At 66.7% G+C, this 20,028-nt stretch carries 22 protein-coding genes; 11 read left to right on the plus strand and 11 right to left on the minus strand.

From position 1 onward, the window contains the following. The first annotated feature begins 69 nt into the window (after nt 1-69). A complete protein-coding gene (locus HFGMBDPB_RS08145) occupies nt 70-1,008 on the plus strand; it encodes a pirin family protein (protein ID WP_016452068.1) in 939 nt (312 codons plus the stop codon). Between the two features lie 97 nt (nt 1,009-1,105). On the opposite strand, the gene HFGMBDPB_RS08150 is transcribed toward HFGMBDPB_RS08145, so the two are convergent. Then, on the minus strand, nt 1,106-1,486 hold the full coding sequence (locus tag HFGMBDPB_RS08150) for an HPF/RaiA family ribosome-associated protein (RefSeq protein WP_016449850.1): 381 nt from the start codon (nt 1,484-1,486) through the stop codon (nt 1,106-1,108). A 371-nt stretch (nt 1,487-1,857) separates the two neighbouring features. Here HFGMBDPB_RS08150 and HFGMBDPB_RS08155 point away from each other — a divergent pair, with 371 nt between their 5' ends. Continuing rightward, nucleotides 1,858-2,739, plus strand: coding sequence for a gamma-glutamyl-gamma-aminobutyrate hydrolase family protein (locus HFGMBDPB_RS08155; RefSeq protein WP_012202849.1), 882 nt, complete (start codon nt 1,858-1,860; stop codon nt 2,737-2,739). Here HFGMBDPB_RS08155 and HFGMBDPB_RS08160 read toward each other — a convergent pair. After that, complete coding sequence (locus HFGMBDPB_RS08160) at nt 2,641-3,660, minus strand: LysR family transcriptional regulator (RefSeq protein WP_212645183.1); 1,020 nt, start codon at nt 3,658-3,660, stop codon at nt 2,641-2,643. The genes HFGMBDPB_RS08155 and HFGMBDPB_RS08160 overlap by 99 nt on opposite strands. Nucleotides 3,661-3,736: 76 nt before the next feature. Between HFGMBDPB_RS08160 and HFGMBDPB_RS08165 the strand changes: the two genes are divergently transcribed. Together HFGMBDPB_RS08165 and HFGMBDPB_RS08170 are read left to right on the plus strand one after the other, a co-directional pair. Further along, entirely contained in the window at nt 3,737-4,078 is a 342-nt protein-coding gene (locus HFGMBDPB_RS08165) for a protocatechuate 4,5-dioxygenase subunit alpha (RefSeq protein WP_016449852.1), read from the plus strand. Between the two features lie 47 nt (nt 4,079-4,125). After that, entirely contained in the window at nt 4,126-4,971 is an 846-nt protein-coding gene (locus HFGMBDPB_RS08170; protein WP_212645184.1) for a class III extradiol dioxygenase family protein, read from the plus strand. Nucleotides 4,972-5,058: 87 nt separating this feature from the next. Here HFGMBDPB_RS08170 and HFGMBDPB_RS08175 read toward each other — a convergent pair whose 3' ends face one another. Beyond that, nucleotides 5,059-5,529 carry an FKBP-type peptidyl-prolyl cis-trans isomerase gene (locus HFGMBDPB_RS08175; protein ID WP_026062580.1) on the minus strand — a complete coding sequence of 157 codons (471 nt, stop codon included), beginning with the start codon at nt 5,527-5,529 and terminating at the stop codon, nt 5,059-5,061. 111 nt (nt 5,530-5,640) lie between these two features. Next, nucleotides 5,641-6,534: a LysR family transcriptional regulator gene (locus HFGMBDPB_RS08180; protein ID WP_212645185.1), complete on the minus strand. Its 894-nt coding sequence runs from the start codon at nt 6,532-6,534 to the stop codon at nt 5,641-5,643. A 197-nt stretch (nt 6,535-6,731) separates the two neighbouring features. On the opposite strand from HFGMBDPB_RS08180, the gene HFGMBDPB_RS08185 reads away from it, so the two are divergent. From HFGMBDPB_RS08185 to HFGMBDPB_RS08195, 3 genes are read left to right on the plus strand one after another with little or no spacing between them, the layout of a single operon-like run. Then, complete coding sequence (locus HFGMBDPB_RS08185; protein WP_212645186.1) at nt 6,732-7,685, plus strand: Bug family tripartite tricarboxylate transporter substrate binding protein; 954 nt, start codon at nt 6,732-6,734, stop codon at nt 7,683-7,685. A 16-nt stretch (nt 7,686-7,701) separates the two neighbouring features. Continuing rightward, nucleotides 7,702-9,090 (plus strand): lyase family protein, encoded by a 1,389-nt coding sequence (locus HFGMBDPB_RS08190; protein ID WP_212645187.1) that lies wholly within the window; start codon nt 7,702-7,704, stop codon nt 9,088-9,090. A gap of 16 nt (nt 9,091-9,106) precedes the next feature. Next, the gene (locus HFGMBDPB_RS08195; protein ID WP_016452075.1) at nt 9,107-9,559 is read left to right on the plus strand and encodes a carboxymuconolactone decarboxylase family protein; all 453 of its coding nucleotides are present in this window, start codon (nt 9,107-9,109) and stop codon (nt 9,557-9,559) included. 26 nt (nt 9,560-9,585) lie between these two features. On the opposite strand, the gene HFGMBDPB_RS08200 is transcribed toward HFGMBDPB_RS08195, so the two are convergent. The 3 genes from HFGMBDPB_RS08200 to HFGMBDPB_RS08210 form a co-directional block, all read right to left on the minus strand. Continuing rightward, nucleotides 9,586-10,632, minus strand: coding sequence for a pirin family protein (locus HFGMBDPB_RS08200; RefSeq protein WP_012202840.1), 1,047 nt, complete (start codon nt 10,630-10,632; stop codon nt 9,586-9,588). 132 nt (nt 10,633-10,764) lie between these two features. Then, entirely contained in the window at nt 10,765-11,487 is a 723-nt protein-coding gene (locus tag HFGMBDPB_RS08205) for a glutathione S-transferase C-terminal domain-containing protein (protein WP_016449860.1), read from the minus strand. A 237-nt stretch (nt 11,488-11,724) separates the two neighbouring features. Then, nucleotides 11,725-12,174, minus strand: coding sequence for a DUF1439 domain-containing protein (locus tag HFGMBDPB_RS08210; RefSeq protein ID WP_223275342.1), 450 nt, complete (start codon nt 12,172-12,174; stop codon nt 11,725-11,727). A gap of 497 nt (nt 12,175-12,671) precedes the next feature. Between HFGMBDPB_RS08210 and yjjJ the strand changes: the two genes are divergently transcribed. Together yjjJ and HFGMBDPB_RS08220 are read left to right on the plus strand one after the other, a co-directional pair. Continuing rightward, on the plus strand, nt 12,672-14,024 hold the full coding sequence (gene yjjJ, locus HFGMBDPB_RS08215) for a type II toxin-antitoxin system HipA family toxin YjjJ (RefSeq protein WP_212645188.1): 1,353 nt from the start codon (nt 12,672-12,674) through the stop codon (nt 14,022-14,024). Between the two features lie 200 nt (nt 14,025-14,224). Continuing rightward, nucleotides 14,225-14,872: a DUF924 family protein gene (locus HFGMBDPB_RS08220; RefSeq protein WP_034366891.1), complete on the plus strand. Its 648-nt coding sequence runs from the start codon at nt 14,225-14,227 to the stop codon at nt 14,870-14,872. Nucleotides 14,873-14,952: 80 nt separating this feature from the next. On the opposite strand, the gene HFGMBDPB_RS08225 is transcribed toward HFGMBDPB_RS08220, so the two are convergent. The 3 genes from HFGMBDPB_RS08225 to HFGMBDPB_RS08235 all read right to left on the minus strand — a co-directional run bounded on the left by HFGMBDPB_RS08225 (nt 14,953) and on the right by HFGMBDPB_RS08235 (nt 18,052). Then, a complete protein-coding gene (locus tag HFGMBDPB_RS08225) occupies nt 14,953-16,101 on the minus strand; it encodes an acyltransferase family protein (protein ID WP_016449864.1) in 1,149 nt (382 codons plus the stop codon). A gap of 494 nt (nt 16,102-16,595) precedes the next feature. Continuing rightward, complete coding sequence (locus HFGMBDPB_RS08230) at nt 16,596-17,444, minus strand: tRNA-uridine aminocarboxypropyltransferase (protein WP_212645189.1); 849 nt, start codon at nt 17,442-17,444, stop codon at nt 16,596-16,598. Further along, the gene (locus HFGMBDPB_RS08235; RefSeq protein ID WP_016449866.1) at nt 17,441-18,052 is read right to left on the minus strand and encodes a class I SAM-dependent DNA methyltransferase; all 612 of its coding nucleotides are present in this window, start codon (nt 18,050-18,052) and stop codon (nt 17,441-17,443) included. The genes HFGMBDPB_RS08230 and HFGMBDPB_RS08235 overlap by 4 nt, the downstream gene beginning before the upstream one ends. Before the next feature lie 368 nt (nt 18,053-18,420). Here HFGMBDPB_RS08235 and HFGMBDPB_RS08240 point away from each other — a divergent pair, with 368 nt between their 5' ends. Both HFGMBDPB_RS08240 and HFGMBDPB_RS08245 read left to right on the plus strand, forming a co-directional pair. Next, nucleotides 18,421-19,062 carry a peptidoglycan recognition protein family protein gene (locus HFGMBDPB_RS08240; protein WP_212645190.1) on the plus strand — a complete coding sequence of 214 codons (642 nt, stop codon included), beginning with the start codon at nt 18,421-18,423 and terminating at the stop codon, nt 19,060-19,062. Nucleotides 19,063-19,094: 32 nt separating this feature from the next. Then, the gene (locus tag HFGMBDPB_RS08245; protein WP_016449868.1) at nt 19,095-19,496 is read left to right on the plus strand and encodes a hypothetical protein; all 402 of its coding nucleotides are present in this window, start codon (nt 19,095-19,097) and stop codon (nt 19,494-19,496) included. Between the two features lie 139 nt (nt 19,497-19,635). On the opposite strand, the gene HFGMBDPB_RS08250 is transcribed toward HFGMBDPB_RS08245, so the two are convergent. Further along, nucleotides 19,636-20,022 carry a VOC family protein gene (locus tag HFGMBDPB_RS08250; protein ID WP_012202828.1) on the minus strand — a complete coding sequence of 129 codons (387 nt, stop codon included), beginning with the start codon at nt 20,020-20,022 and terminating at the stop codon, nt 19,636-19,638. Nucleotides 20,023-20,028 lie beyond the last annotated feature (6 nt).

A 20,028-nucleotide genomic window follows, 5' to 3' on the forward strand; every position in this document is an offset into this window, starting at 1 on the left:
CCTGGTTTGCCTGCTGCGCCGAGCTGCACGACACTGGTGGCCTCCCCCACGAACCAGGCCGATCCGCCCATGTCCGACACGTCCCCACCCAACTCCCAGCCCCAGCACCTTCCCACCCGCACCGCTGACGTGGGCGGCATTCCCATCCAGCGCGCCATTCCGCAGCGCGCCCTGCGCAAGGTCGGTGCCTGGTGCTTTCTCGACCACGCCGGCCCCGCCGATCCCGCGCCGCCCGGCATGCAGGTCGGCCCGCATCCCCATATCGGCCTGCAGACCTTCACCTGGATGATCCGCGGCGAAGTGCTGCACCGCGACAGCCTGGGCAACACCCAGATCATCCGGCCCGGACAGGTCAATCTGATGACGGCAGGCCACGGCATCGCCCATTCCGAGGAAAGCCAGACGCCCTCGCACATCCACGCCGCCCAGCTGTGGATTGCGCTGCCCGAATCGCACCGCAACGGTCCGCCTCGCTTCCAGCACTACCCCGAGCTGCCCAGGACCACGGTGGGGGACTTCACGGCCACGGTGCTGGCCGGCGAGGCGCTGGGCCTGACGTCGCCCGCCGAGGTGCACACGCCCCTGATGAGCGTGGACCTGCATGCGGACAGCGCACGCAGCGCCAATGCCGTCGCCACGTTGCCGCTGCGCGCCGATTTCGAGCATGCCGTGCTCAGCCTGGAAGGCGACGTGCGCGTGAACGGCCAGCCGCTGCCGGTGGAGGAATTGCTCTACCTGCCCCTGGGCACGCCCTCGGTCGCCATCGAAGCGGCGCCCGGCAGCCGCCTGCTGGTCATTGGCGGCGAGCCCATGGATGAAGCCATCTTGCTGTGGTGGAACTTCGTGGCGCGCACGGGAGAGGAAATCGCCGAGGCCCGCGCGCAGTGGGAGGCCGAGACCCGGCAGCCCGCCACTGCGGCGCGCCGCTTCGGACCGCCGCTGGCTTCGCCCCTGGCGCCGCTGCATGCGCCTTCACTGGACGGCGTGGTGCTGCGCGCCTCGCGCTGAAACGCGCCGTACCGCAGTCTTCGCGGCGATCGCCGCCCCAGCAAAAAGGCGCCCCGAAAGGGGCGCCTTGCCGTTGATGTTGCGGGAGTTTCGAGGGTCAGGCCGGGCTGGCCGCATCCACCTCGGTGCCATCTTCCACGCCGCGCACGCTCTCGCGGCCATGCTTGTCCTTGAGCTTGCCCAGATCGGTTTCCACCGCCCGCTTCAGCTTATCGATGGCGGCATTGAAGGCGTCCTTGACCTTCTCGGCCTCGGCGTTCACGGCGATCGGCGGGCGTCCGTTGGCCCGGGTCTCCAGAACGCAGCGCTTGCCGGGAGCCCCCGAGGTCTTGAGCGCATCGACACCCGTGAGGAACACCTCCACGCGCACCACATAGTCCTTCAATCTCGCCAGCTTGGCGTTGATTTCTTCCTGCGCCCATTGCGCCAAGGACTCGCCACCCTGGATCGAATCGTCGGCATGAACCTGAACTTGCATGCATATCCTCCTAGTCGCCAAAAGCCGCACCACCGGCGCGGCGGGGTTGTCGGGGCCATTGATGAACTGGCGAAACCATCGTAACGCCATGCGGGCTGCCTGCACAGCAAGTCGCACCCTGCGTCGTCAGGTTTTTCGCACTGCAGCATCCGCAGTCCCCACCCTGCCTACAGGCTACACCCAGAGGGGCGACGCCGGGTTCAGCGCGCTGAAGAAGCTTGAGATGCCTCAAGACAACTCTTGCATTCACCTACACCTATTTGCGGTGATGGCCCTGCGCCGGTCGCGGGCGTTCAACCCCTTCCTACAGGTCGCAGGCACGATTGGGCTTACAACGTGACCATCAGGACTTTCCCCTTGCCCACCACCCCATGAGCCCACTTGCCTCACGCCGCCTCAAGATCGGCCTTTCGGCCTGTTTCTCCCATGCGGACCCGCAGCGTCCGCTGTTCACGGGCAAGACGCTGCAGTACGTGGAGCAATCGATAGCGCACTGGATCATGTCGGCCGGCGCCATGGTGGTGATGGTGCCCTGCCCCACAGGCGAGACCGCACGCGGCGACGTGACGCTGGAGCACTACGCCGAATGGCTGGATGGGGTGGTCATGCATGGCGGCGCCGACGTCTGGCCCGGCAGCTATGGCGAGGAACCCATGCGCCCCGAATGGCTGGGCGACCGCGTGCGCGATCTCTACGACCTGGCCGTGGTCGAGGCGTTTTCCCAGGCCGGCAAGCCCATCTTCGGCGTCTGCCGCGGTCTGCAGCTGATCAACGTAGCCTTCGGCGGAACGCTGTACCAGGACATCGAGACCCAGGTGCCCGGCTCGCAGCTGCACCGCAATCCCACCGAGTACGACCGCCACTACCACGACATCGCCATCGTGCCCGGCAGCCGGCTGGAGGCGCTGTACCCCACGCTGGACCGCGCACGCGTCAACAGCATCCACCACCAGGGCATCAAGGACGTGGCGCCAGAGTTCGATGTGGAGGCCTGGAGCCTGCCCGACCGCATTCCCGAGGCCATCTTCCGCAAGCCCGGCACGCTCAAGAGCTATATCGCGGCCACGCAGTGGCACCCCGAATTCCAGTTCCGCAACCCGGACACCAGCACGCTGGATGACAGCGTGCTGCTGCGCGACTTCCTGGCCGCCTGCTCACGCGCCCGCGTGAGCCCGGCCGTGAGCCACAGCCCCTTCCAGATCCGCAACCGGGCAGCGCGCCTGCTGCGGCGCGCCTTGCTCCGCAGGCATTGACGGCCCGGCGCCGCCAAGCGCCTGCGCCACCACCTGCTGCAACTGCCCGCGCAGCCACGCATGGGCGGGATCGGCCTGGTGGCGCGCGTGCCAGATCATGAACATGGGCAGCGGCGGGCAGTCCACGGGCACCGCAACGCTGGCCAGCGATGACAGGGCCGTGCGGCCCAGCAGCGATGGCGCCGTCGCCAGCAGCGGCGTGCCGCGCACGAAGGCGGCCAGCGCCGCAAAGCCCGGCACGCGCACGGCAAAGCGGCGCTCCAGCCCGCGCGCCTGCAGTTGCAGGTCCAGGTCCAGCGCCTGGCGGTCGGCATAGGCCACGGTGGCGTGGTCGGCCTGCAGATAGTCGGCCAGGCTGGCCGGCGGCTGTCGCACGGCGCTGTCATAGAAGACGGCGTACTCATCGCTGAACAGGCGCTTTTGCACGATGTCCGTGGCATCGGGCGGGCGCGGGCTGATGGCCAGCAGGCAGGCGTCCGAGCGCAGCAGTTCGGCATCGGGCGCGCCGCTGTCGATCACGCGCAGCACCGTCCGGGGCGCGGCTGAGCGCAGGCGCCGGGCCAGCGCTGGCAGTAGCAGCTCGCGCTGCAGGTCGTTGGCGGCAATGGTGATCTCGGCACGCCAGTGCGCGGGGTCAAAGCTGGGCCCTCGGCCGAACTGCTGCATCTGCCGCAGCAGCTCGCGCGCAGGGTCCTGCAGCGCCAGTGCATGGGCCGTGGGCGCAATGCCCCGCCCCTGCCGCACGAACAATCGGTCGCCCGTGATGGCGCGCAGCTTGTCCAGCAGATGGCTGACGGCCGATTGCGTCACGCCCAGGCGCTGCGCCGCCGCCGTGACGCTGCCGGTCTCCAGCACGGCCAGCAGCAGTTGCAGCAGCCTGCCATCGAGCTGCGATCCATCGATTTGTCTCATGCATTCCATGATTGGCCGCCGCTTTATCTTTGGCAACGCGCGCCGGACACTGCCGCTGATCCAACGCAAATACCGGAGACAAAACATGGCCGATCAGCCGCAGATTCCCGGCACCACCCTGTTCGACGGCAGGCAGGCCCGCAAGGGCTATGCGCTCAACAGCATGTGCTTTTCCTTCAACGAGCTGGCCAACCGCCAGGCCTTCCTGGCCGACGAGGAGGCCTATATGCGCAGCTACGGGCTGAACCAGGAGCAGGCCGAGGCCGTGCGCGCGCGCAACGTGCTGCAGATGATCGCGGCCGGCGGCAACGCCTACTACCTGGCCAAGCTGGCCGGCATCTTCCACCTGGACATGCAGGACATAGGCGCCCAGCAGACCGGCATGACCAAGGCCGAATTCCAGGCCCTGCTGCGCTCGCACGCCTGAGCCCCGCCACAGACCATACGCAAGACACAGTACAGGAGACACCCACCATGGCACATCTCATCGGCGGCCTCGGCACCTCGCACATTCCCGCCATCGGCAACGCCATCCACAAGGGCCTGCAGAACGAGCCGTACTGGAAGCCCTTCTTCGACGGCTTCCCGCCCATCCGCGAATGGCTGGCCGCCCAGCGCCCCGACGTGGTGGTGGTGTTCTACAACGACCACGGCCTGAACTTCTTCCTCGACAAGATGCCCACCTTCGCCGTGGGCGCGGCCGAGCGCTACTGCAACGCCGACGAAGGCTGGGGCATTCCCACGCTGGCACCGCTGCGCGGCCACGCGGAGCTGTCATGGCACCTGATCGAGTCCTTGGTGGGCGAGGACTTCGATGTGGTCAGCTGCCAGGAGATGCTGGTGGACCACGCCTGCACGCTGCCGCTCAAGCTGTTCTGGCCCGAGGGCGACTGCCCTGTGGCCGTCGTGCCGGTGTGCATCAACACCGTGCAGTTCCCGCTGCCCTCGGCGCGCCGCTGCTATGCGCTGGGCCAGTCCGTGGGCCGGGCGATTGCGCGCTGGAACAGCGACCAGCGCGTGGCCGTCATTGCCTCAGGGGGCCTGTCGCACCAGCTCGATGGCGAGCGCGCGGGCTTCATCAACAAGGCCTTCGACCTGCAGTTCCTTGAAAGCATGGCCACCAATCCCGAATGGGCCACGCAGTTCAGCGTGCATGAACTCGTGGAAAAGACCGGCACCCAGGGCGTGGAACTGCTGATGTGGCTGGCCATGCGCGGCGCCCTGTCAAGCGCCGCGCCCGGCGTGCGCCGCGTGCACGGCAACTACCACATACCGATCTCCAACACCGCCACGGCGCTGCTGGCGCTGGAGGCGGTCTAGTCGCAAAGCACAAAGGCCGCCGGGCATGCCAGGCGGCCTTTGTGCTCTGCGTAGCCGTGCGGACCGGGTGTATCCCGGCCGTGCCTCTCAATGGTGGTGGCCGTGGCCGCCGTGCACGTGGCGGTGCTCGATTTCCTCGGGCTTGGCCGCGCGCACTTCGGTGACCTTGCAGGCAAAGTGCAGCGCCATGCCGGCCAGCGGGTGGTTGCCGTCCAGCAGCACCACGGGGCCCTTGATCTTGACCACGTGGTAGATCTGGGGCTGGCCCTGGTCATCCGTGCCGCGCAGCTGGCCGCCCACCTTCACGCCGGGCGGGAACTCGCCCTTGGGGATGGTGCGGGTCAGGCTCTCGTCGCGCGCGCCGAAGGCGTCTTCCACGGCCAGGTCCACAGTCAGCGTGTCGCCCACGGTCTTGCCGTCCAGGGCGGCTTCCACCTTGGCGAAGATGTTGTCGTAGCCGCCATGCAGATAGGCCACATCGCCCTTGTCGAGCAGCTTGCCCAGCTTGTCGGTGATCTTGTAGTTGATGGTGACGGCGGTGTCTTTGGTGATGTTCATGGCAAAGGCCTTGGAAAACCGCAGCGCAAAAGGCGCGCCGCGCAAAGCCGCCATTGTCGGCGACCTGGGGCATTCCAGCGTCGGGACCGGGGGTTCACCGGCTGCCCAGCCTCAGCCCAGGCACTCGCGCGCGCATTCGAGCAGGCTGCGCGCCCAGCGCGCGCGGGCCGAGGTGTTCAGCCACAGCAGGCCGACCTTGCGCGCGTCGGCAGGCCGAGGGCCCTCGCCGCCGGCCTGATCGGGCAGCGCCAGCACGCGCACGTCGCGGCCCTGGGAGAGCACGGGGCCGATGTCAGGCACCAGGCCCACGCCCAGCCCCTGGTCCACCATCATGGCCACCGCCAGCACCGAGTTCAGCTCCATGCGCTCCAGCGGCGCAATGCCCTGGGAGCGCAGATAGCGGTCGGCCAGCCGGCCACCGGCCAGGGAGCGGTCGTAGCGCACCAGGGGCCGGGTGCGCAGCAGGGCCAGCGGGTCCTGCTGCGCATCCCGGGCGCGGCACAGCACGACCAATGGCTCCTGGCGCAGCTCGGCCCAGCACACGGTCTTGGGCAGGTCGAACGAGGGTTGCAGGCAGATCAGCACGTCCAGCTCGGACTGGACCAGGGCCGTGTACAGCTCGGGCGTGAGGCCGGCGCGCACGCTGATGCGCACCTCGGCGTGGCGCGCCACGAAGGCCCGCATCACGGCGGGCACAAAGCCGTGCAGCGCCGTGTTCACGGTGCCCAGCCGCAGCTCGCCGCCGTCCGCGTCCGAGGCCACCCATTCGCGCAGGCCCTCGAAGTCCTGCAGCAGCTGGCGGCCGCGCTCGAACAGCCGCTCGCCCGCCTCGGTGGCGCGCACGCTGCGGCCATGGCGCACCAGCAGCGGCGCACCCAGCTCGCCTTCCAGCACGCGCATCTGCTGGGCAATGGCCGAGGGGCTCAGATCCAGCTGGCGAGCGGCTTCGGACATGGAGCCGGTGTCCACCACTCTCAAGAAATTGTGTATGTATCTCACGTCCATTTCACACATTTTCTTGAATCACAACGCAGATGCAACTGCTGTTTTCCCAGGCTGCGCTGCACCACACTGCGTGACAACGACTATTTCCAGGAGACAGACGCATGGATTCCCGGCCCACCGCTCAAACCGCTCAAACCGCTCAAACCTCTCAAACCTCTCAAACCGCTCAAGCCTCTCAGACCTCTTTGCCGCGCCGGATGTGGCTGTCCGCCGCCGCCGCGCTGGCCGCCTGTGCGCTGCCGGCCTGGGCCCAGAAGCGCGGCAGCCGCCTGGTGGTGCCGTTTGCGCCAGGCGGCGGCAACGATGTGTTTGCGCGGCAGATGGCGCACGGCCTCAACGAGTCCTTCGGCTACGGGATGATCGTGGAGAACAAGGCCGGCGCGGGCGGCAACCTGGGCACGGAAGCCGTGGTGCGTGCGGCCGGCGACGGCGGCACCTGGCTGCTGGGCCATACGGGCACGGTGTCCATCAATCCCTCGCTGTACCCGGGCCTCAAGTTCAATGCGGCCACCGATCTGCAGCCGGTGGCCATGTTCGCCTCGTCGGCCCTGCTGCTGGTGGTGCCGGCTTCCTCGCCCGTGCGCAGCGTGGCCGACCTGGCCGAGCAGATGCGCAAGCGCAGCGGCGAGATGAACTACGCCTCCAGCGGCTCGGGCACGGGCGGCCACCTGACGGGCGAGATGTTCGCCCACGCGCTGGGCGCCAAGGCCATCCACGTGCCGTACAAGGGCACGGCCCCGTCGCTGACCGACCTGGTGGGCGGCAATGTGGACTTCAGCTTTGGCGTGATTCCCGCGGCCATGGCCCTGGTGAAGGCCGGCAAGCTGCGCGCCCTGGCCGTGACCGGAGCCAAACGCCAGCCCCAGCTGCCCGACGTGCCCACGGTGGCCGAGTCCGGCGTGCGTGCACTGGCCGACTTCGAGAGCTCGCTGACCTACGGCATCCTCGCGCCCAGGGGCACGCCTGCCGAGACGGTGCGCGCGCTGGGGCGCGACATCCTCAAGGTGGCGTCTGCCGAGTCCTTCCAGTCGCGCCTGGGCATCGAGGGCGCCGTGCCGCTGCTGGGCGATGGTGCGCAGTACGCGGCCCGCATCCAGGTGGAGAGCGCCAAGTGGGCCGCCGTGATCAAGGCCTCGGGCGCCACGGCCTGAGACCGGCAAGGACAGCATGTCATTGGTGAAGGACTATCTGGGCCCGGCCGACAGCGGCCAATGGTTTGCAGACGCGCGCTGGCTGGACGCGCTGCTGCGCTTCGAGAGCGCGCTGGCCCAAGCCCAGGCCGACTGCGGCCTGGTGCCGCGCCCGGCCGCCGAGGCCATAGCGCGCGCCTGCGCGCAGGCGCCGCTCACGTGCGAAGGCGTGGTGAAGCAGGCACGCGCCAGCGGCGCGCTGGGCCTGGCCGTGGTGCGGCCGCTGCAGCAGTGGCTGCAGGGCCACGCCCCCGAAGGCTTGCCCTGGCTGCACTGGGGCGCGACCACGCAGGACGCCGTGGACACGGCGCAGGCCCTGCTCACACAGCAGGCCCTGCAGGCGCTGCTGGCCGAGCTGGACGCGCTGCAGTCCGCACTGCAGGCCCTGGCCCGCACGCACGCGGCCACGCCCATGCTGGCGCGCAGCCTGCTGCAGCCCGCGCAGATCACCAGCTTCGGATTCAAGTGCGCGCAGTCGGCTGCCGCCGTGGGCCGCAGCATCGAACAGTTTGAAAGGCTTGCCACCGCTGCGCTGTGCGTGCAATTGGGCGGCGCCGTGGGCAATGGCGCGGTGCTGGGAAGCCACCGTGCCGAGGTGGAGCAGGCACTGGCCCGGCGCCTGGGCCTGTCGGCCTGCGGCCGCAGCTGGCATACGCAGCGTGACGACTGGATGCGCCTGGCCATGGAAGCGGCTGTGTGCGGCGGCAGCCTGGCCAAGCTGGCCCGGGACTGGTCGCTGATGGCGCAGTACGAGGTGGGCGAGATCGCCGAGGCGCCGCGCGGCAGCACCTCCAGCGCCATGCCGCACAAGCGCAATCCCGTGCACCTGATGCAGGCGGTGGCACAGGCCCAGGCCATCCCCCAACTCGCGGCCCTGCTGCTGGGCTGCATGGCCCAGGCCCATGAACGCGCGCTGGGCGAGTGGCAGGCCGAGGTCGCGCACTGGCCCGACCTGTGGCGCCATGTGCATGGCGCCGCCGCCGCATTGCGCCAGGCCGCGCAGTCGCTGCAGGTGCTTCCGCGGCGCATGCTGGGCCATGTGCGGGGCCTGCACGGACTGGTGTTTTCAGAGGCCTGCGTGCACGCCATGGCGCCCTGGACGGGCAAGCCCGAGGCCCTGGCCGCCGTGGAGCTGCTGGCCCCGCAGGCGCTGGAGCAGGGGCGCGAGCTGCGCCTGCTGCTGGCCGAATGGGCCGCGCCCCGGCTGGACGCAGCAGCCCTGCAAGCGCTGCAAGATGCGCTGGCCCGGGCCTGCGACCCGGCACGCGCCGTGCAGGCATCGCATGATGCGTGCCTGGCGCTGCTGGCAGCGCCGCAGACCCACGCCAACGCCAACGCCAACGCCAATGCCCATGCCCATGCCTGACACAGGACCCCCCGCCATGACCGAACCTTCCGCCGACGCCCTGCAGCGCGGCCTTGCCAACCGCCGCCGCGTGCTGGGCGATGAATGGGTGGACCAATCCGTGGCGCGCGCCAACGAACTGAATGTGGAGTTCCAGCGCATGATCACGGCCTATGCCTGGGACGGCATCTGGAGCCGCCCCGGCCTGGAGCGCCGCACGCGCCGCATCATGGTGCTGGCCATCACGGCCTCCATGGGCCGCTGGGAAGAGTTCGAGCTGCACATCCGCACAGGGCTGCTGGCCGACCCGGCCGATGCCGAGGCCGCGCCGCTGGACCTGGACACCATCCGCGAAGTGCTGCTGCAGACCGCCGTCTATGCCGGCGTGCCCGCAGGCAACACCGGCATGGCCATCACGCTGAAGATCCTCAAGGAGCTGGGGCGCACGCCCGCGCCGGCCAGCTTTCATCCACCCTCAGACACGGCCTGACACGGCCTGACGCGGCCTGACCGGACTCAGGCGGCCGGCGGCTGTTCCTCGGCCGCAGCGCCCGGGTAGCGCGCAAAGCGCCGGTTCTCTGCGCCATGCACCGGGTCCTGCTCGGCCCAGGGCCATCCGCCGAACTGGGTGCGCCGGTAGTCCTGCATGGCCTGCATGATTTCCTGCTGCGTGTTCATCACGAAGGGGCCGTACTGCGCCACGCTCTCGCCAATGGGGCGGCCCTGCAGCACCAGGCATTCCACGGCGTCGGCGCCGCTGTTGTGCAGCTCCCAGTCCTGCGTGGCATCCACATGCAGGGCCGCATGCTGGGCCAGGGCCGTGGGCCCGACCTGCAGTGCCTGGCCTGCAAAGAAATACAGCATGCGTTGCGTGTCCGCACCGGCTGCGCGCGGCAGCGTCCAGCGTGCGCCGGGCTCCAGGCGCAGCGTCCAGATGGCCACGTCGCCCTCGGGTTGCGAGGCCCAGGATTCGGGCGGCGGAGGCAGGGCGGCCGCCGTGCCGGGCAGGCTGCCTGCGACCACGGTGACCACGGTCCTGCGGCCTGCGGCATCCGCATGCTCCAGGCGGGGGATGCGTTCGTTCCAGAACATGGTGAAGTGCGGCTCCACCATCTTGGAGCGCGCAGGCAGGTTCAGCCAGATCTGGAACAGCTCCAGCGGATTGGGCGCGTCGCTGTTGAGCAGCGGGAACATCTCCGAATGCTGGATTCCCTTGCCGGCCGTGAGCCACTGCACGTCGCCGCCGCCAAAGCGCGCGGCCGCGCCCAGCGAATCGGAATGGTCGATCAGGCCCTTGCGCACCAGGGTCACGGTCTCGAAGCCGCGGTGCGGGTGGCCGGGAAAGCCCGGCACGCCATCGCCGTGGTACATGGAAAAGCCGTCCTTGCGGCTGAAGTCGCTGCCCATCTGGCGGCCTTCCAGGTCCACGGCCTGCACGCCCAGTCGGCCATCGCTGGGCGGATAGGCATCGTCATGGTGGGCACAGAACAGGAAGGGGTCCATGGTGGGCCACAGCGGGCCCAGCGGCTGGCTCTGGAGGACGGGGGTGGTGGCTGCGGTCATCGTGGCTCCTGTGAGGCTGCGCCCGCAAGAAAAAAGGGGGCGCTGCATTCTCGGACAGATGCGGCCCCCGCGCCCGTTTTGAAAGCCACCATGGCTGGGACAGTGCGGCCCAGGAATGCAACGCCCGCCGGCTCAGTTGCGCGGCGGCGTCACCAGGCCCTTTTGCACGGCCGGGCGCGCCACGAAGGCGGCCAGCACGCGCTGCAGCTCGGGAAAGCGCTCCCAGCCCAGCAGTTCGGCCGCGTTGTAGCCCTGCTCCACCACCATGTTGCGCACCCAGGGCCACAGGGCGATGTCGGCAATGGTGAACTGCTCGCCCATCACCCAGGCGCGGCCTGCGAGGCGGCGCTCCAGCACACCCAGCAGGCGCACGGACTCGTTCACGTAGCGGTCGCGCGGGCGCTTGTCCTCGAAGTCCTTGCCCGCGAATTTGTGGAAGAACCCCAGCTGGCCGAACATGGGGCCGACGCCACCCATCTGGAACATCAGCCACTGCAGCGTTTCATAGCGCGCGGCCGGGTCGGCGGGCAGCAGCGGGCTGCCGGACTTCTCGGCCAGGTAGACCAGGATGGCGCCCGACTCGAACAGCGCCAGCGGCTTTCCGCCCGGACCCTGCGGGTCCAGGATGGCCGGGATCTTGTTGTTGGGAAAGGTGTCCACGAACTCGGGCGAGAGCTGGTCATTGCTCTCGAAGCCCACGCGGTGCGCCTCATACGGCAGGCCCATCTCCTCCAGAGCGATCGACACCTTGACGCCGTTGGGCGTGGGCAGGGAATACAGCTGGATGCGGTCCGGCTGCATGGCCGGCCACTTGCGCGTGACGGAAAAGGCGGAAAGCGGATTCTGTGGAGTCATGGGGCACCTTGAAGGCTGGACGGGTTCGCCAAGAAATCGATGGCCGCTGCATCGTAGCGTTCGGTGCCCAGCCATGCTTGGCACGCCAAATAACGGCGGACCCGGCCCTGCCGCCGGGTCATGACAACCCACGCAGATTGCATGGCCAGTCTCCCCGCTCGCCGCCATGCACCGGCTACCGAGGCGCTCGGATGGAGGCGCACGGCTGAACCGTGCACCGCCCGCCCGGCGCAGCTCTCAGCGCGGCGCGACGGGCTTCTGGACCAGGGCCACGCTCAGGCCGTCCGGCGTCACCGTGATGGCGCCGGGCTCCATGTTCAGAGAGTCCATCAGGGCCAGGTCCTTGTCCTGCAGCTGGTAGAGCACGAGCTGGCCCAGCGCCTGCTCGGCCAGGGCGCTGGCGTAGGTGGTGATCATGTCGCTCATGGCGGGGGCCAGGTCGTTGATGACCAGGCTGTTGACCTTGATCTGGTGGGCGCGCAGCGTGCGGTCCGTGGGCTCGTAGCGCAGCGCGAAGTCCAGGTTCAGATGGCCGCCATAGGCTTGCTTGAGTACGGGTCCCGACAGATCGGCCTGCAACACCGCATTGAGCGCGTTGCGCTCGGGCAGCAATCCCAGCACCGGCGAATGCAGCTTGAGCTGCAGCATGCCGGCCACGGGGAATTGCCGTGGAAAGCGCTGGGCCACCACCTCCTGCAGCCTTTGCCGCGAAATCGAGACATTTCCAGGCCCGGACTTTCCCGAACATCCGGTCGCAGCCAGGCTGCAGCCCGCGGCCAGGACCATCAACAAAAAGCGGCGATTCATCACGACAGCACAAGCCCCAGAAAGCCCGACACGAAACCCTGAAGCGCCATGCATGCCATACGCATGGCGCTATGTTTTTTGAGATCGGCATTGTCCCGCCAGGGGCTATTCCCTGTCCCTGCAGTGGGTGTTGCCCGGCACCTGCGCGAAGGCGCTTCACAGCGAGCGCCCATCAGACATAGGCAGTACCGCCACCCGTACGGAAACATCACCCAATCCTTCTGGCCGGCCCTCCCGCCCGCCCAGCTTTGCCGCGGCCTTGGGCACGGCCCTCCACCGGCGCATGAATCTATTCATATATTCATTCATTGATTTGCATAAATCATTGATTTTTAATAAATTACCCCCTATTTTTATTCATTCATCAATTGATTCCCATGGCCTTGGAAGACCTCTCCACCCAGATACTGGCGGCACTGCGCCGCCAGGGCGGTGCGCTGGCGGCGCGCGAGCTGCAGCAGATGCTGGGCGTGAGCCAGCCCACCGTGTCGCGCGCGCTGGCGCCGCTGATCCGGTCGGGCCAGGTGCGCAAGGTGGGTGCGGCGCGCACGCAGCGCTATGTGCTGCCGCGCCAGGTGACGGGCGTGGGCGCCGAGGTGGCCATCATGCGCGTGGATACCGAAGGCCACGCATCGCCCTTCGGCCGCATGATCGCGCTGCACGGCGGCGGCTTCTGGGTGGACGAGGCCGATGGCCTCAGCGAGCAGCACGACGGCCTGCCCTGGTTCCTGGACGACATGCGGCCCCAGGGCTTCATCGGCCGCACCTTTGCGCACAGCCATCCCGAACTGCAGTTGGGCGGCGACCCGCGCCAATGGGGCGAGGACGACGTGCTGCGCGCCCTGGCCCGCTTCGGCGAGGACCTGCCGGGCAACCTCATCGTGGGCGAAGCCGCGTTCGAGCGCTTCCACACCCTGCCCGCCCGCGCGCTGCGCGCCGAGTCGCCGGCCGAGTATTCGCGCCTGGCCATGCAGGCCATGCAGGGCACGCATCCGGGCTCGTCGGCGGGCGGCGAGCAGCCCAAGTTCTGCTGCACCACGGCCGGGCGCAGCGTCATCGTCAAGTTCTCCCCGGCAGGCGACGCGCCGGCCGAGCAGCGCATACGCGACCTGCTGGTCTGCGAGCATCTGGCGCTGCAGACCCTGGCCGAAGACGGCCTGCCCGCCGCGCGCACGCGGCTTTTCATTGATGGCGGCCGGGCCTTTCTCGAATCGGAGCGCTTCGATCGCAGCCAGCCCGAGCCGGGCTGCGCACCGCCGCCGGACCGCAACCCCGGACGCATAGGCATGGTCTCCCTGCAGGTGCTCAATGCCCAGTACGTGGGCGAGGTGGACAACTGGGCCGCCACGGCCAGCCGCCTGGCAGCGCGTGGCCTCATCACCGAGACCGATGCGCGCAGCCTGCGCCTGCTCGAGGCCTACGGCCAACTCATCGCCAACACCGACCGGCACTACGGCAACATCTCCTTCGTGCTGCCGCAGCCGCAGGGCGACTGGGCGCTGTCGCCCACCTACGACATGCTGCCCATGCTCTACATGCCCATCAATGGCGAGATCGTGGAGCGCGACTTCAGCGCCCAGCCCCCGCGCCCCACGGCCGCCACGCTGGCCGAATGGCCGTGCGCCCAGGCACTGGCGCGGCGCTTCTGGCGGGCCGTGGCGCAGGATGCGCGCATCTCCGGGGAATTCCGCAGTATTGCCGAAAGCAATCTTGATGCCCTTGCCGCTTGATTTTCAAGCACCTCCAATGGAATCAATGACACCACCTGTTGATAACCAATAGAAATCCTCTTGAAAAATCTGTGCATATTGGCTGGAAAAACCTCTGCACAAACTGTTATCCATCTGCGTAGAACCGGCCATCCACAGCCTCGGCCCGCCACCGCCTGCACAATCGAAGCTTTCCTCATCCGACCAGACACGGGCCCCCGATGACCAGCATTGCACCCTCCTCCGCCGCAGACCCCCGCATTGCCGACGTGCTCGGCTACTGGCTGGGCTCCACCCGCCCCGACAATGCAAGCGCCCTGGCCTGCAAGAACCTGTGGTTCATCAAGTCCGAGGCCACCGACAACCAGATCCGCGAGCGCTTCGGTGCCCTGGTCGAAGACGCGCTGGCCGGCCGACTCGACGCCTGGGCCGGCACGGCGCTGGGCAGGCTGGCGCTGATCGTGCTGCTGGACCAGTTCACGCGCAACCTGTTCCGGGGCACGGCGCGCAGCTTTGCGGGCGACCCGCAGGCGCTGCAGCTGGCGCTGGACGGCATCGCCCAGGGCCATGACCGGCATGCCGACCTGCCCGCCGTGGCCCGCATCTTCTGCTACCTGCCGCTGGAGCATGCCGAGGACCTGGCCCTGCAGGACCGCAGCGTGGCCGCCTTCCAGGCACTGGCCGACCAGGCCGGTGACACTGGCGGCGAGGGCGTGCGCGAGTTCCTGGCCGGCACGCTGGACTACGCCCACCGGCACCGCGACGTCATCGTGCGCTATGGCCGCTTTCCGCATCGCAATGCCATCCTGGGCCGCACCAGCACGCCCGAGGAACTGCAGTACCTGTCCCAGCCCGGCGCAGGGTTCTGAGAGCGCAGCAGATCTCCTTCACCCACAAAAAAAGGGAACGTGCCAACGTTCCCTTTTTGCTTTCGGCGCCCTGCCGGCATTCAGGCCGGCTGCGCCTGCGGCTGGCGCTCGCCGCCCTTGCGCTCGCCATCGCGCATGCGCAGCGCCCAGCGCTCGATGGTGTAGAAGGACAGCGCCGACAGCACCACCGAGATCGCCAGGCCCAGCACCACGACCACGGGCCACGAGAAGTCGGCGCGCAGATAGCGCACCACCGGGTAGTGCCAGAGATAGACGCCATAGGACAGGCGTCCCAGCTTCACCAGCATGGGCGACGACAGCATGTCGTAGACCAGGCCCGAGCCCTGGCTCACCGCCACCAGCAGCACAACGGCCGCGCACTCCACCACGGTGATGCCCCAGACCATGGCGTCCTGGTTGTCCCATTGCAGCGCCATCAACAGCGGCACGGCCAGCGGCACCCACATGGCGTGGTGCATGCGCGCCTTCAGCGCAGCGATGAAGTCCGGGCGCTCGATCATCAGCGCCGCCAGCAGCGCACCGGCGAACAGGCCCGAGGCGCGGGTGTCGAAGCGGAAGAAGATCTCATAGAAGTGCTGACCCTGGTCCACCCAGTACACGCGCCACAGCCAGCTCAGCGCCCACAGCAGGGCAATCGGGCGCCACAGGCGGCCCGGCTTGGAAAAGCGCAGCAGCAGCACCAGCAGCGGCGGCCAGATCAGGTAGAAGTGCTCCTCCACCGACAGCGACCACATGTGCAGCAGCGTGTCCGGGCTGTCGAAGAAGGCGATGCCGTAGTCGGCCAGATAGAGGATGGAGACCAGCGCATCGGAGTAGATGTCGTTCAGGTCCGGCCACAGCATGGGCGCGAAGATGCAGTACGCGGCCAGAAACAGGGCCAGCGCCGGCATCAGGCGGAAGAAGCGGCGGCGGTAAAAGCGCCAGAAGCCGATGCGGCCCTCGGAATCGTTTTCCATCAGCAGCAGCGAAGTGATCAGATAGCCGCTGAGCACGAAAAACAGGTCGACCCCGAAGAACGCGCCATCAAACAGAGGCGCATGGGAGTGCGACAAGATCACCAACAGGATCGCCACGCCCCTCAGCCCGTCAAGGGCGGGGTTGTAGCGCAGTTTGAAATCCTTGACCACCAAAACCGGACACCTTTCCAACGCCGGAGCAATGGGCCCCGAGCCATGAACAAACCCCAAGAAAATGGAGCACGCGGCCATGGCGCAGCCGGCCCCGAAGGGTGCAACGCATGGTCCAGCGCGATAAGAGAGACGGCACGTCCCAAGGTTCCCGGCGGATGCGGTGAACAGCAATCCGCGTGCCGCGGTGCGGCGCGCCCTGAGGATGCGGGCCACCTCGACGGGCAGCCCTGCGTGCACGAACAAGCCCCGCTTGAGCGGGGCCAGGCCGATGAATTTCAGCGAAATCCAATTCTAGCCATCACCGCCCGGGGACGAGGTTCGATGGACATTCAGCCCGGGATCCGATGCCCCCGCCCTGCCGTCCATCCGCCTTTCTTCGCACGCCGCGAGTATGGGAGGCGCCCTGCAGCCAGAACGTAACAGGAGGTTTGTGCTGGCGCCGCTGCACCCTGGCCCATTCCACCCCGTGAAGCCGCCGGCGCGCACCGGGCCTGGGCGATGGATGTGCCGTCAACAATTTGGAACAAAACGACGCCAATCCCAATGAACACAAGCGTTTACCGCTATCGTTTTTATTCTTCAGGCGTACAGCGGGATGAGACGGCGTCCTGCAGACCCCGGTGCGCGGCACTGTCTGCCTGCACCGGCTGCTGGTTCTTGGCGCGCAGATAGTGCTCGGTGAACAGCGCCAGGTAGCTCTCCAGCGCGCGGCCCGCGCGCCGGTCGCCCGCATCGCCCGTCAGCTCCAGGCACAGGGCGGCCACCTCGCTGGTGCAGAAGTGGTCTTCGCGCTGGGAGCGGCGCAGGCGGTACTGCGAGACCTGATCCGGGTGCAGGCTCAGCACCGGAAAGCGGTCCAGGTAAGGGCTCTTGCGGAACATCTTGCGCGCCTCGGGCCAGGTCGCATCCAGCAGGATGAACAGCGGGCGCCGCTCCTGGCCCGGCACGACCGCGGCCTGGGGCACCGGCAGCGTGTGCACCACGCGATGCGGCGGCTGTACGAACTCGCCCGGAAACACCACATAGGGCTGCCACTGCGGATCGGCCAGCAGCGCCAGCAGGCCCGCATCGGCCTCGGTGCGCGCCCAGCCGAAGGCGTGCGTCTGCTCCACCACATCGGCGATCAGCCAGCCCGTGTTGCTGGGCTTGAGCGGCTCGGCATCGTGCATCAGCAGGCAAAAGCCTGCCCGCGTCGGCAGCATGGGCCGCAGCGCGCAGATGCAGTGCGAAGGCCGCAGCCGGCAACCCTCGCAGCGCTCACCACGCGGCCCGCCGCGCGACAGGAACGGCCGCGTGCTGCGCGCCAGCCGCTGCGTGCGCAGGCGCGACACCGCATGCGGCGCCACGCCCGAATCCACGCCACGCAAATAGGACAGGGGCACCGGAGACGCCGGAGCCTGGTCAGGCAGCTCCATGCTCATCCCACGCTTTCCAGCTCGAACAGCGGCAGCTCGGCGCGGCGGCTCAGCCACACGCCGCCGCCCAGTTCCTTGAAATGCTCGGCCAGCCCGCGCCGGTACAGATCGGCCCGGTGGCGGAACAGGCGCGGATCGGTCAGATCCTCATCGATCACGCCGCGTTCGTAATCCTCGCGCGCCACTGCCTCCACATACAGACCGCCTCGGCTCAACCGCCCCAGATTGGCCAGCGCGCGCTTGAGATCCGGCGGGCTCAGATAGGGCAGCACGCCCTGGCAGATCACCAGATCGAAGGGCTCTGCAGGATCATGCGCCGCATAGTCCACCACCGAGCCGCGCTCCCAGCCGAAGCGCCCGCACAGGTACTCGCTGAACTCCACGCCGTGGTAGCTGGCACCGGGGAAGTGGCGCTGCACCGCCTCGCGCCACAGACCGATGCCGCAGCCCACATCCAGCACGCGGCGCACCGGCACCCGCACATAGTTCAGATAGGAACACACGAAAGCGCCCAGCCGGTTCACATGCTCGGTGTCGACCACGCTGGTCTTCTTGTCGAAGTAGTAGCGCTGGTAGTACGCCTCGTCGAACCACTGGTCACTTGCTGATTGCACGCATTCTCCTTGGGGGTGAGCGCCCGGTGGGCGCGTTCGGGCGGGAGTATGGCGCAGAGGGCAGTGGGTATGGGAACGCGTGTTTTTTGCCCCTGCCGGGTGATGCTTTTTTCCGAGGCCGGGCCTGTCCGGTTGTCGACCAATTTCTTGATCGCCCGCATAAGCCAAGACAGTTGCTACTCCGCAAGACAGACTGATTTGCATATCAGATCACAACAACAGCCGCCCAAACATCTAAAAAACTGCGAGATATGACAAAAAGATCAGGATTGCATAATTTTACAAATTCAACCCAACCACTCAATACCCATCATGGATAACATATCAACGGCAATTACGATATCCAGCAAAATACCAAATTAACACCCATGGGCCATCGGCAGGCCTACATCATTGGTACTAAAATGCTAATAATTGATAGAAATGGAATAGCAATCCACTCCCTTATAAAGCGAGCCATCGCACCCACCATTGAACGTGGTGAAATGAAGGAAATTCATGGCATCATTGTTCATCAAACTGGAGGATCGACAGCACAGTCTTCAATTGATAGTTACAAAAACCCATCAGCAAATGGAGCACATTTCCTGATAGAGAAAGATGGAACAATATATCAAACCGCTTCCCTTTACAAACAAACATGGCACATTGGCAAAATAAAAGCGCGTTGTTTACTGGAAAAGCGATGCACGCCAGTTGAATTAAAATCGTTGCAACGCTTCAATCCAACCCAAGAGAACAAGCGCGAGATGCTGAAAAAGGTTCCAGCACGATTTCCGGCCAACCAAGACAGCATTGGCATTGAATTGGTAGGTGAAGCACTTCCTCGTGGCGGGAACATACCAGACGAAAAGAAAACTTATCAGGCCGTTACAAGCGAGCAGAACAATGCACTACAGTGGATTATCGCGGAATTAACGCTGACACTAAGAATATCTATGAGCGAAGTTTTCAGGCACCCAGAAGTCTCTAGAAAAAATCCTACGGAAGCGATTTCAGCAAAATGGTGAGATCACTATTAACCTTACCCCTGCTAGTTGTTATGGCTAGCACCGCCTCCGCCGCCAATCAATGCACAAAAGGCTCAGAGTTCGAGCCGCCACTGTGCCCACTGATACTTCCCAAGATCAGCCAGATCACCATCCAGGAAAACGCGGCCAAATCGCCCGTCGAAAAAGACCCAGCGGTGAGTTGCGCCAACTTTGTCCTGACCATCTCCCAGGTGCGCCGTTATTTTCAACAGGCAAAAACCACCAACGAAAACGACGCACACTACACGCTAGACTGGTCGCCCTGCTATGCAAGCGGCGAAATCGCATTCAGCGATGGCAGCCGTGGAAGTTGGAGCATCAACCAGTTCCGGGGCGGTGCGCTGTTCCTGGAGGGCAGGGACAAGACGGTATTGCACTGCCCAAAATGCAAGTTCAAGCCATTTCAATGGTGATTGTTCTGGCGCGGCACCACGTTGGCCAATCGCAATAAAAACAGCCGAGTGCAGCTATGGCACATCGGCTATTTGCATTTTGGCGTTTCGACGTCAGGGCTCCAGCCCCGAAAAAACACCGTCCGGCACGGTCAGAAACTTAGGCCTTCGGCGGCCGATGCAACAGGCACAGCTTGTTGCCATCCAGATCCCGCACATAGGCCAGGTACAGCCGGCCACCGGGCGAAGCCTCGCGCCAGCCGGGCGGATCCTCGCAGGTCACGCCCCCGGCTGCCACGGCGGCGGCATGGGCCGCGTCGGCCTGCTCGGGCGACTGCGTCGCAAAGCCGATGGTCGCGCCATTGCCGTGGCAGGCGGCCTCGCCGTTGATCGGTGTGGAAATGGCAAACGTGCCGCCCGCGCTGCGGTAGAAATAGCGGTTCTTGTTGGCCATGCCCGGCGCAATGCCGAGCGCGCCCAGGAATGCGTCGTAGAACTGCTTGGATTTTTCGAGGTCGTTGACCCCGACCATGACGTGGCTGAACATGCCTGT

It is taken from the genome of Delftia sp. PE138, from assembly GCF_018320755.1.
Taxonomy (GTDB): domain Bacteria; phylum Pseudomonadota; class Gammaproteobacteria; order Burkholderiales; family Burkholderiaceae_C; genus Comamonas; species Comamonas tsuruhatensis.

Coding starts and splice junctions, on each gene's coding strand:
- HFGMBDPB_RS08205 (WP_016449860.1), bottom strand. CDS start 11,487: ATGACTCCACAGAATCCGCTTTCCGCCTTTTCCGTCACGCGCAAGTGG.
- HFGMBDPB_RS08145 (WP_016452068.1), top strand. CDS start 70: ATGTCCGACACGTCCCCACCCAACTCCCAGCCCCAGCACCTTCCCACC.
- HFGMBDPB_RS08220 (WP_034366891.1), top strand. CDS start 14,225: ATGACCAGCATTGCACCCTCCTCCGCCGCAGACCCCCGCATTGCCGAC.
- HFGMBDPB_RS08155 (WP_012202849.1), top strand. CDS start 1,858: ATGAGCCCACTTGCCTCACGCCGCCTCAAGATCGGCCTTTCGGCCTGT.
- HFGMBDPB_RS08225 (WP_016449864.1), bottom strand. CDS start 16,101: ATGGCCGCGTGCTCCATTTTCTTGGGGTTTGTTCATGGCTCGGGGCCC.
- HFGMBDPB_RS08165 (WP_016449852.1), top strand. CDS start 3,737: ATGGCCGATCAGCCGCAGATTCCCGGCACCACCCTGTTCGACGGCAGG.
- HFGMBDPB_RS08160 (WP_212645183.1), bottom strand. CDS start 3,660: ATGGAATGCATGAGACAAATCGATGGATCGCAGCTCGATGGCAGGCTG.
- HFGMBDPB_RS08185 (WP_212645186.1), top strand. CDS start 6,732: ATGTGGCTGTCCGCCGCCGCCGCGCTGGCCGCCTGTGCGCTGCCGGCC.
- HFGMBDPB_RS08150 (WP_016449850.1), bottom strand. CDS start 1,486: ATGCAAGTTCAGGTTCATGCCGACGATTCGATCCAGGGTGGCGAGTCC.
- HFGMBDPB_RS08175 (WP_026062580.1), bottom strand. CDS start 5,529: ATGAACATCACCAAAGACACCGCCGTCACCATCAACTACAAGATCACC.
- HFGMBDPB_RS08250 (WP_012202828.1), bottom strand. CDS start 20,022: ATGTTCAGCCACGTCATGGTCGGGGTCAACGACCTCGAAAAATCCAAG.
- HFGMBDPB_RS08170 (WP_212645184.1), top strand. CDS start 4,126: ATGGCACATCTCATCGGCGGCCTCGGCACCTCGCACATTCCCGCCATC.
- HFGMBDPB_RS08190 (WP_212645187.1), top strand. CDS start 7,702: ATGTCATTGGTGAAGGACTATCTGGGCCCGGCCGACAGCGGCCAATGG.
- HFGMBDPB_RS08180 (WP_212645185.1), bottom strand. CDS start 6,534: ATGGACGTGAGATACATACACAATTTCTTGAGAGTGGTGGACACCGGC.
- HFGMBDPB_RS08200 (WP_012202840.1), bottom strand. CDS start 10,632: ATGACCGCAGCCACCACCCCCGTCCTCCAGAGCCAGCCGCTGGGCCCG.
- yjjJ (WP_212645188.1), top strand. CDS start 12,672: ATGGCCTTGGAAGACCTCTCCACCCAGATACTGGCGGCACTGCGCCGC.
- HFGMBDPB_RS08195 (WP_016452075.1), top strand. CDS start 9,107: ATGACCGAACCTTCCGCCGACGCCCTGCAGCGCGGCCTTGCCAACCGC.
- HFGMBDPB_RS08230 (WP_212645189.1), bottom strand. CDS start 17,444: ATGAGCATGGAGCTGCCTGACCAGGCTCCGGCGTCTCCGGTGCCCCTG.
- HFGMBDPB_RS08240 (WP_212645190.1), top strand. CDS start 18,421: ATGGGCCATCGGCAGGCCTACATCATTGGTACTAAAATGCTAATAATT.
- HFGMBDPB_RS08245 (WP_016449868.1), top strand. CDS start 19,095: ATGGCTAGCACCGCCTCCGCCGCCAATCAATGCACAAAAGGCTCAGAG.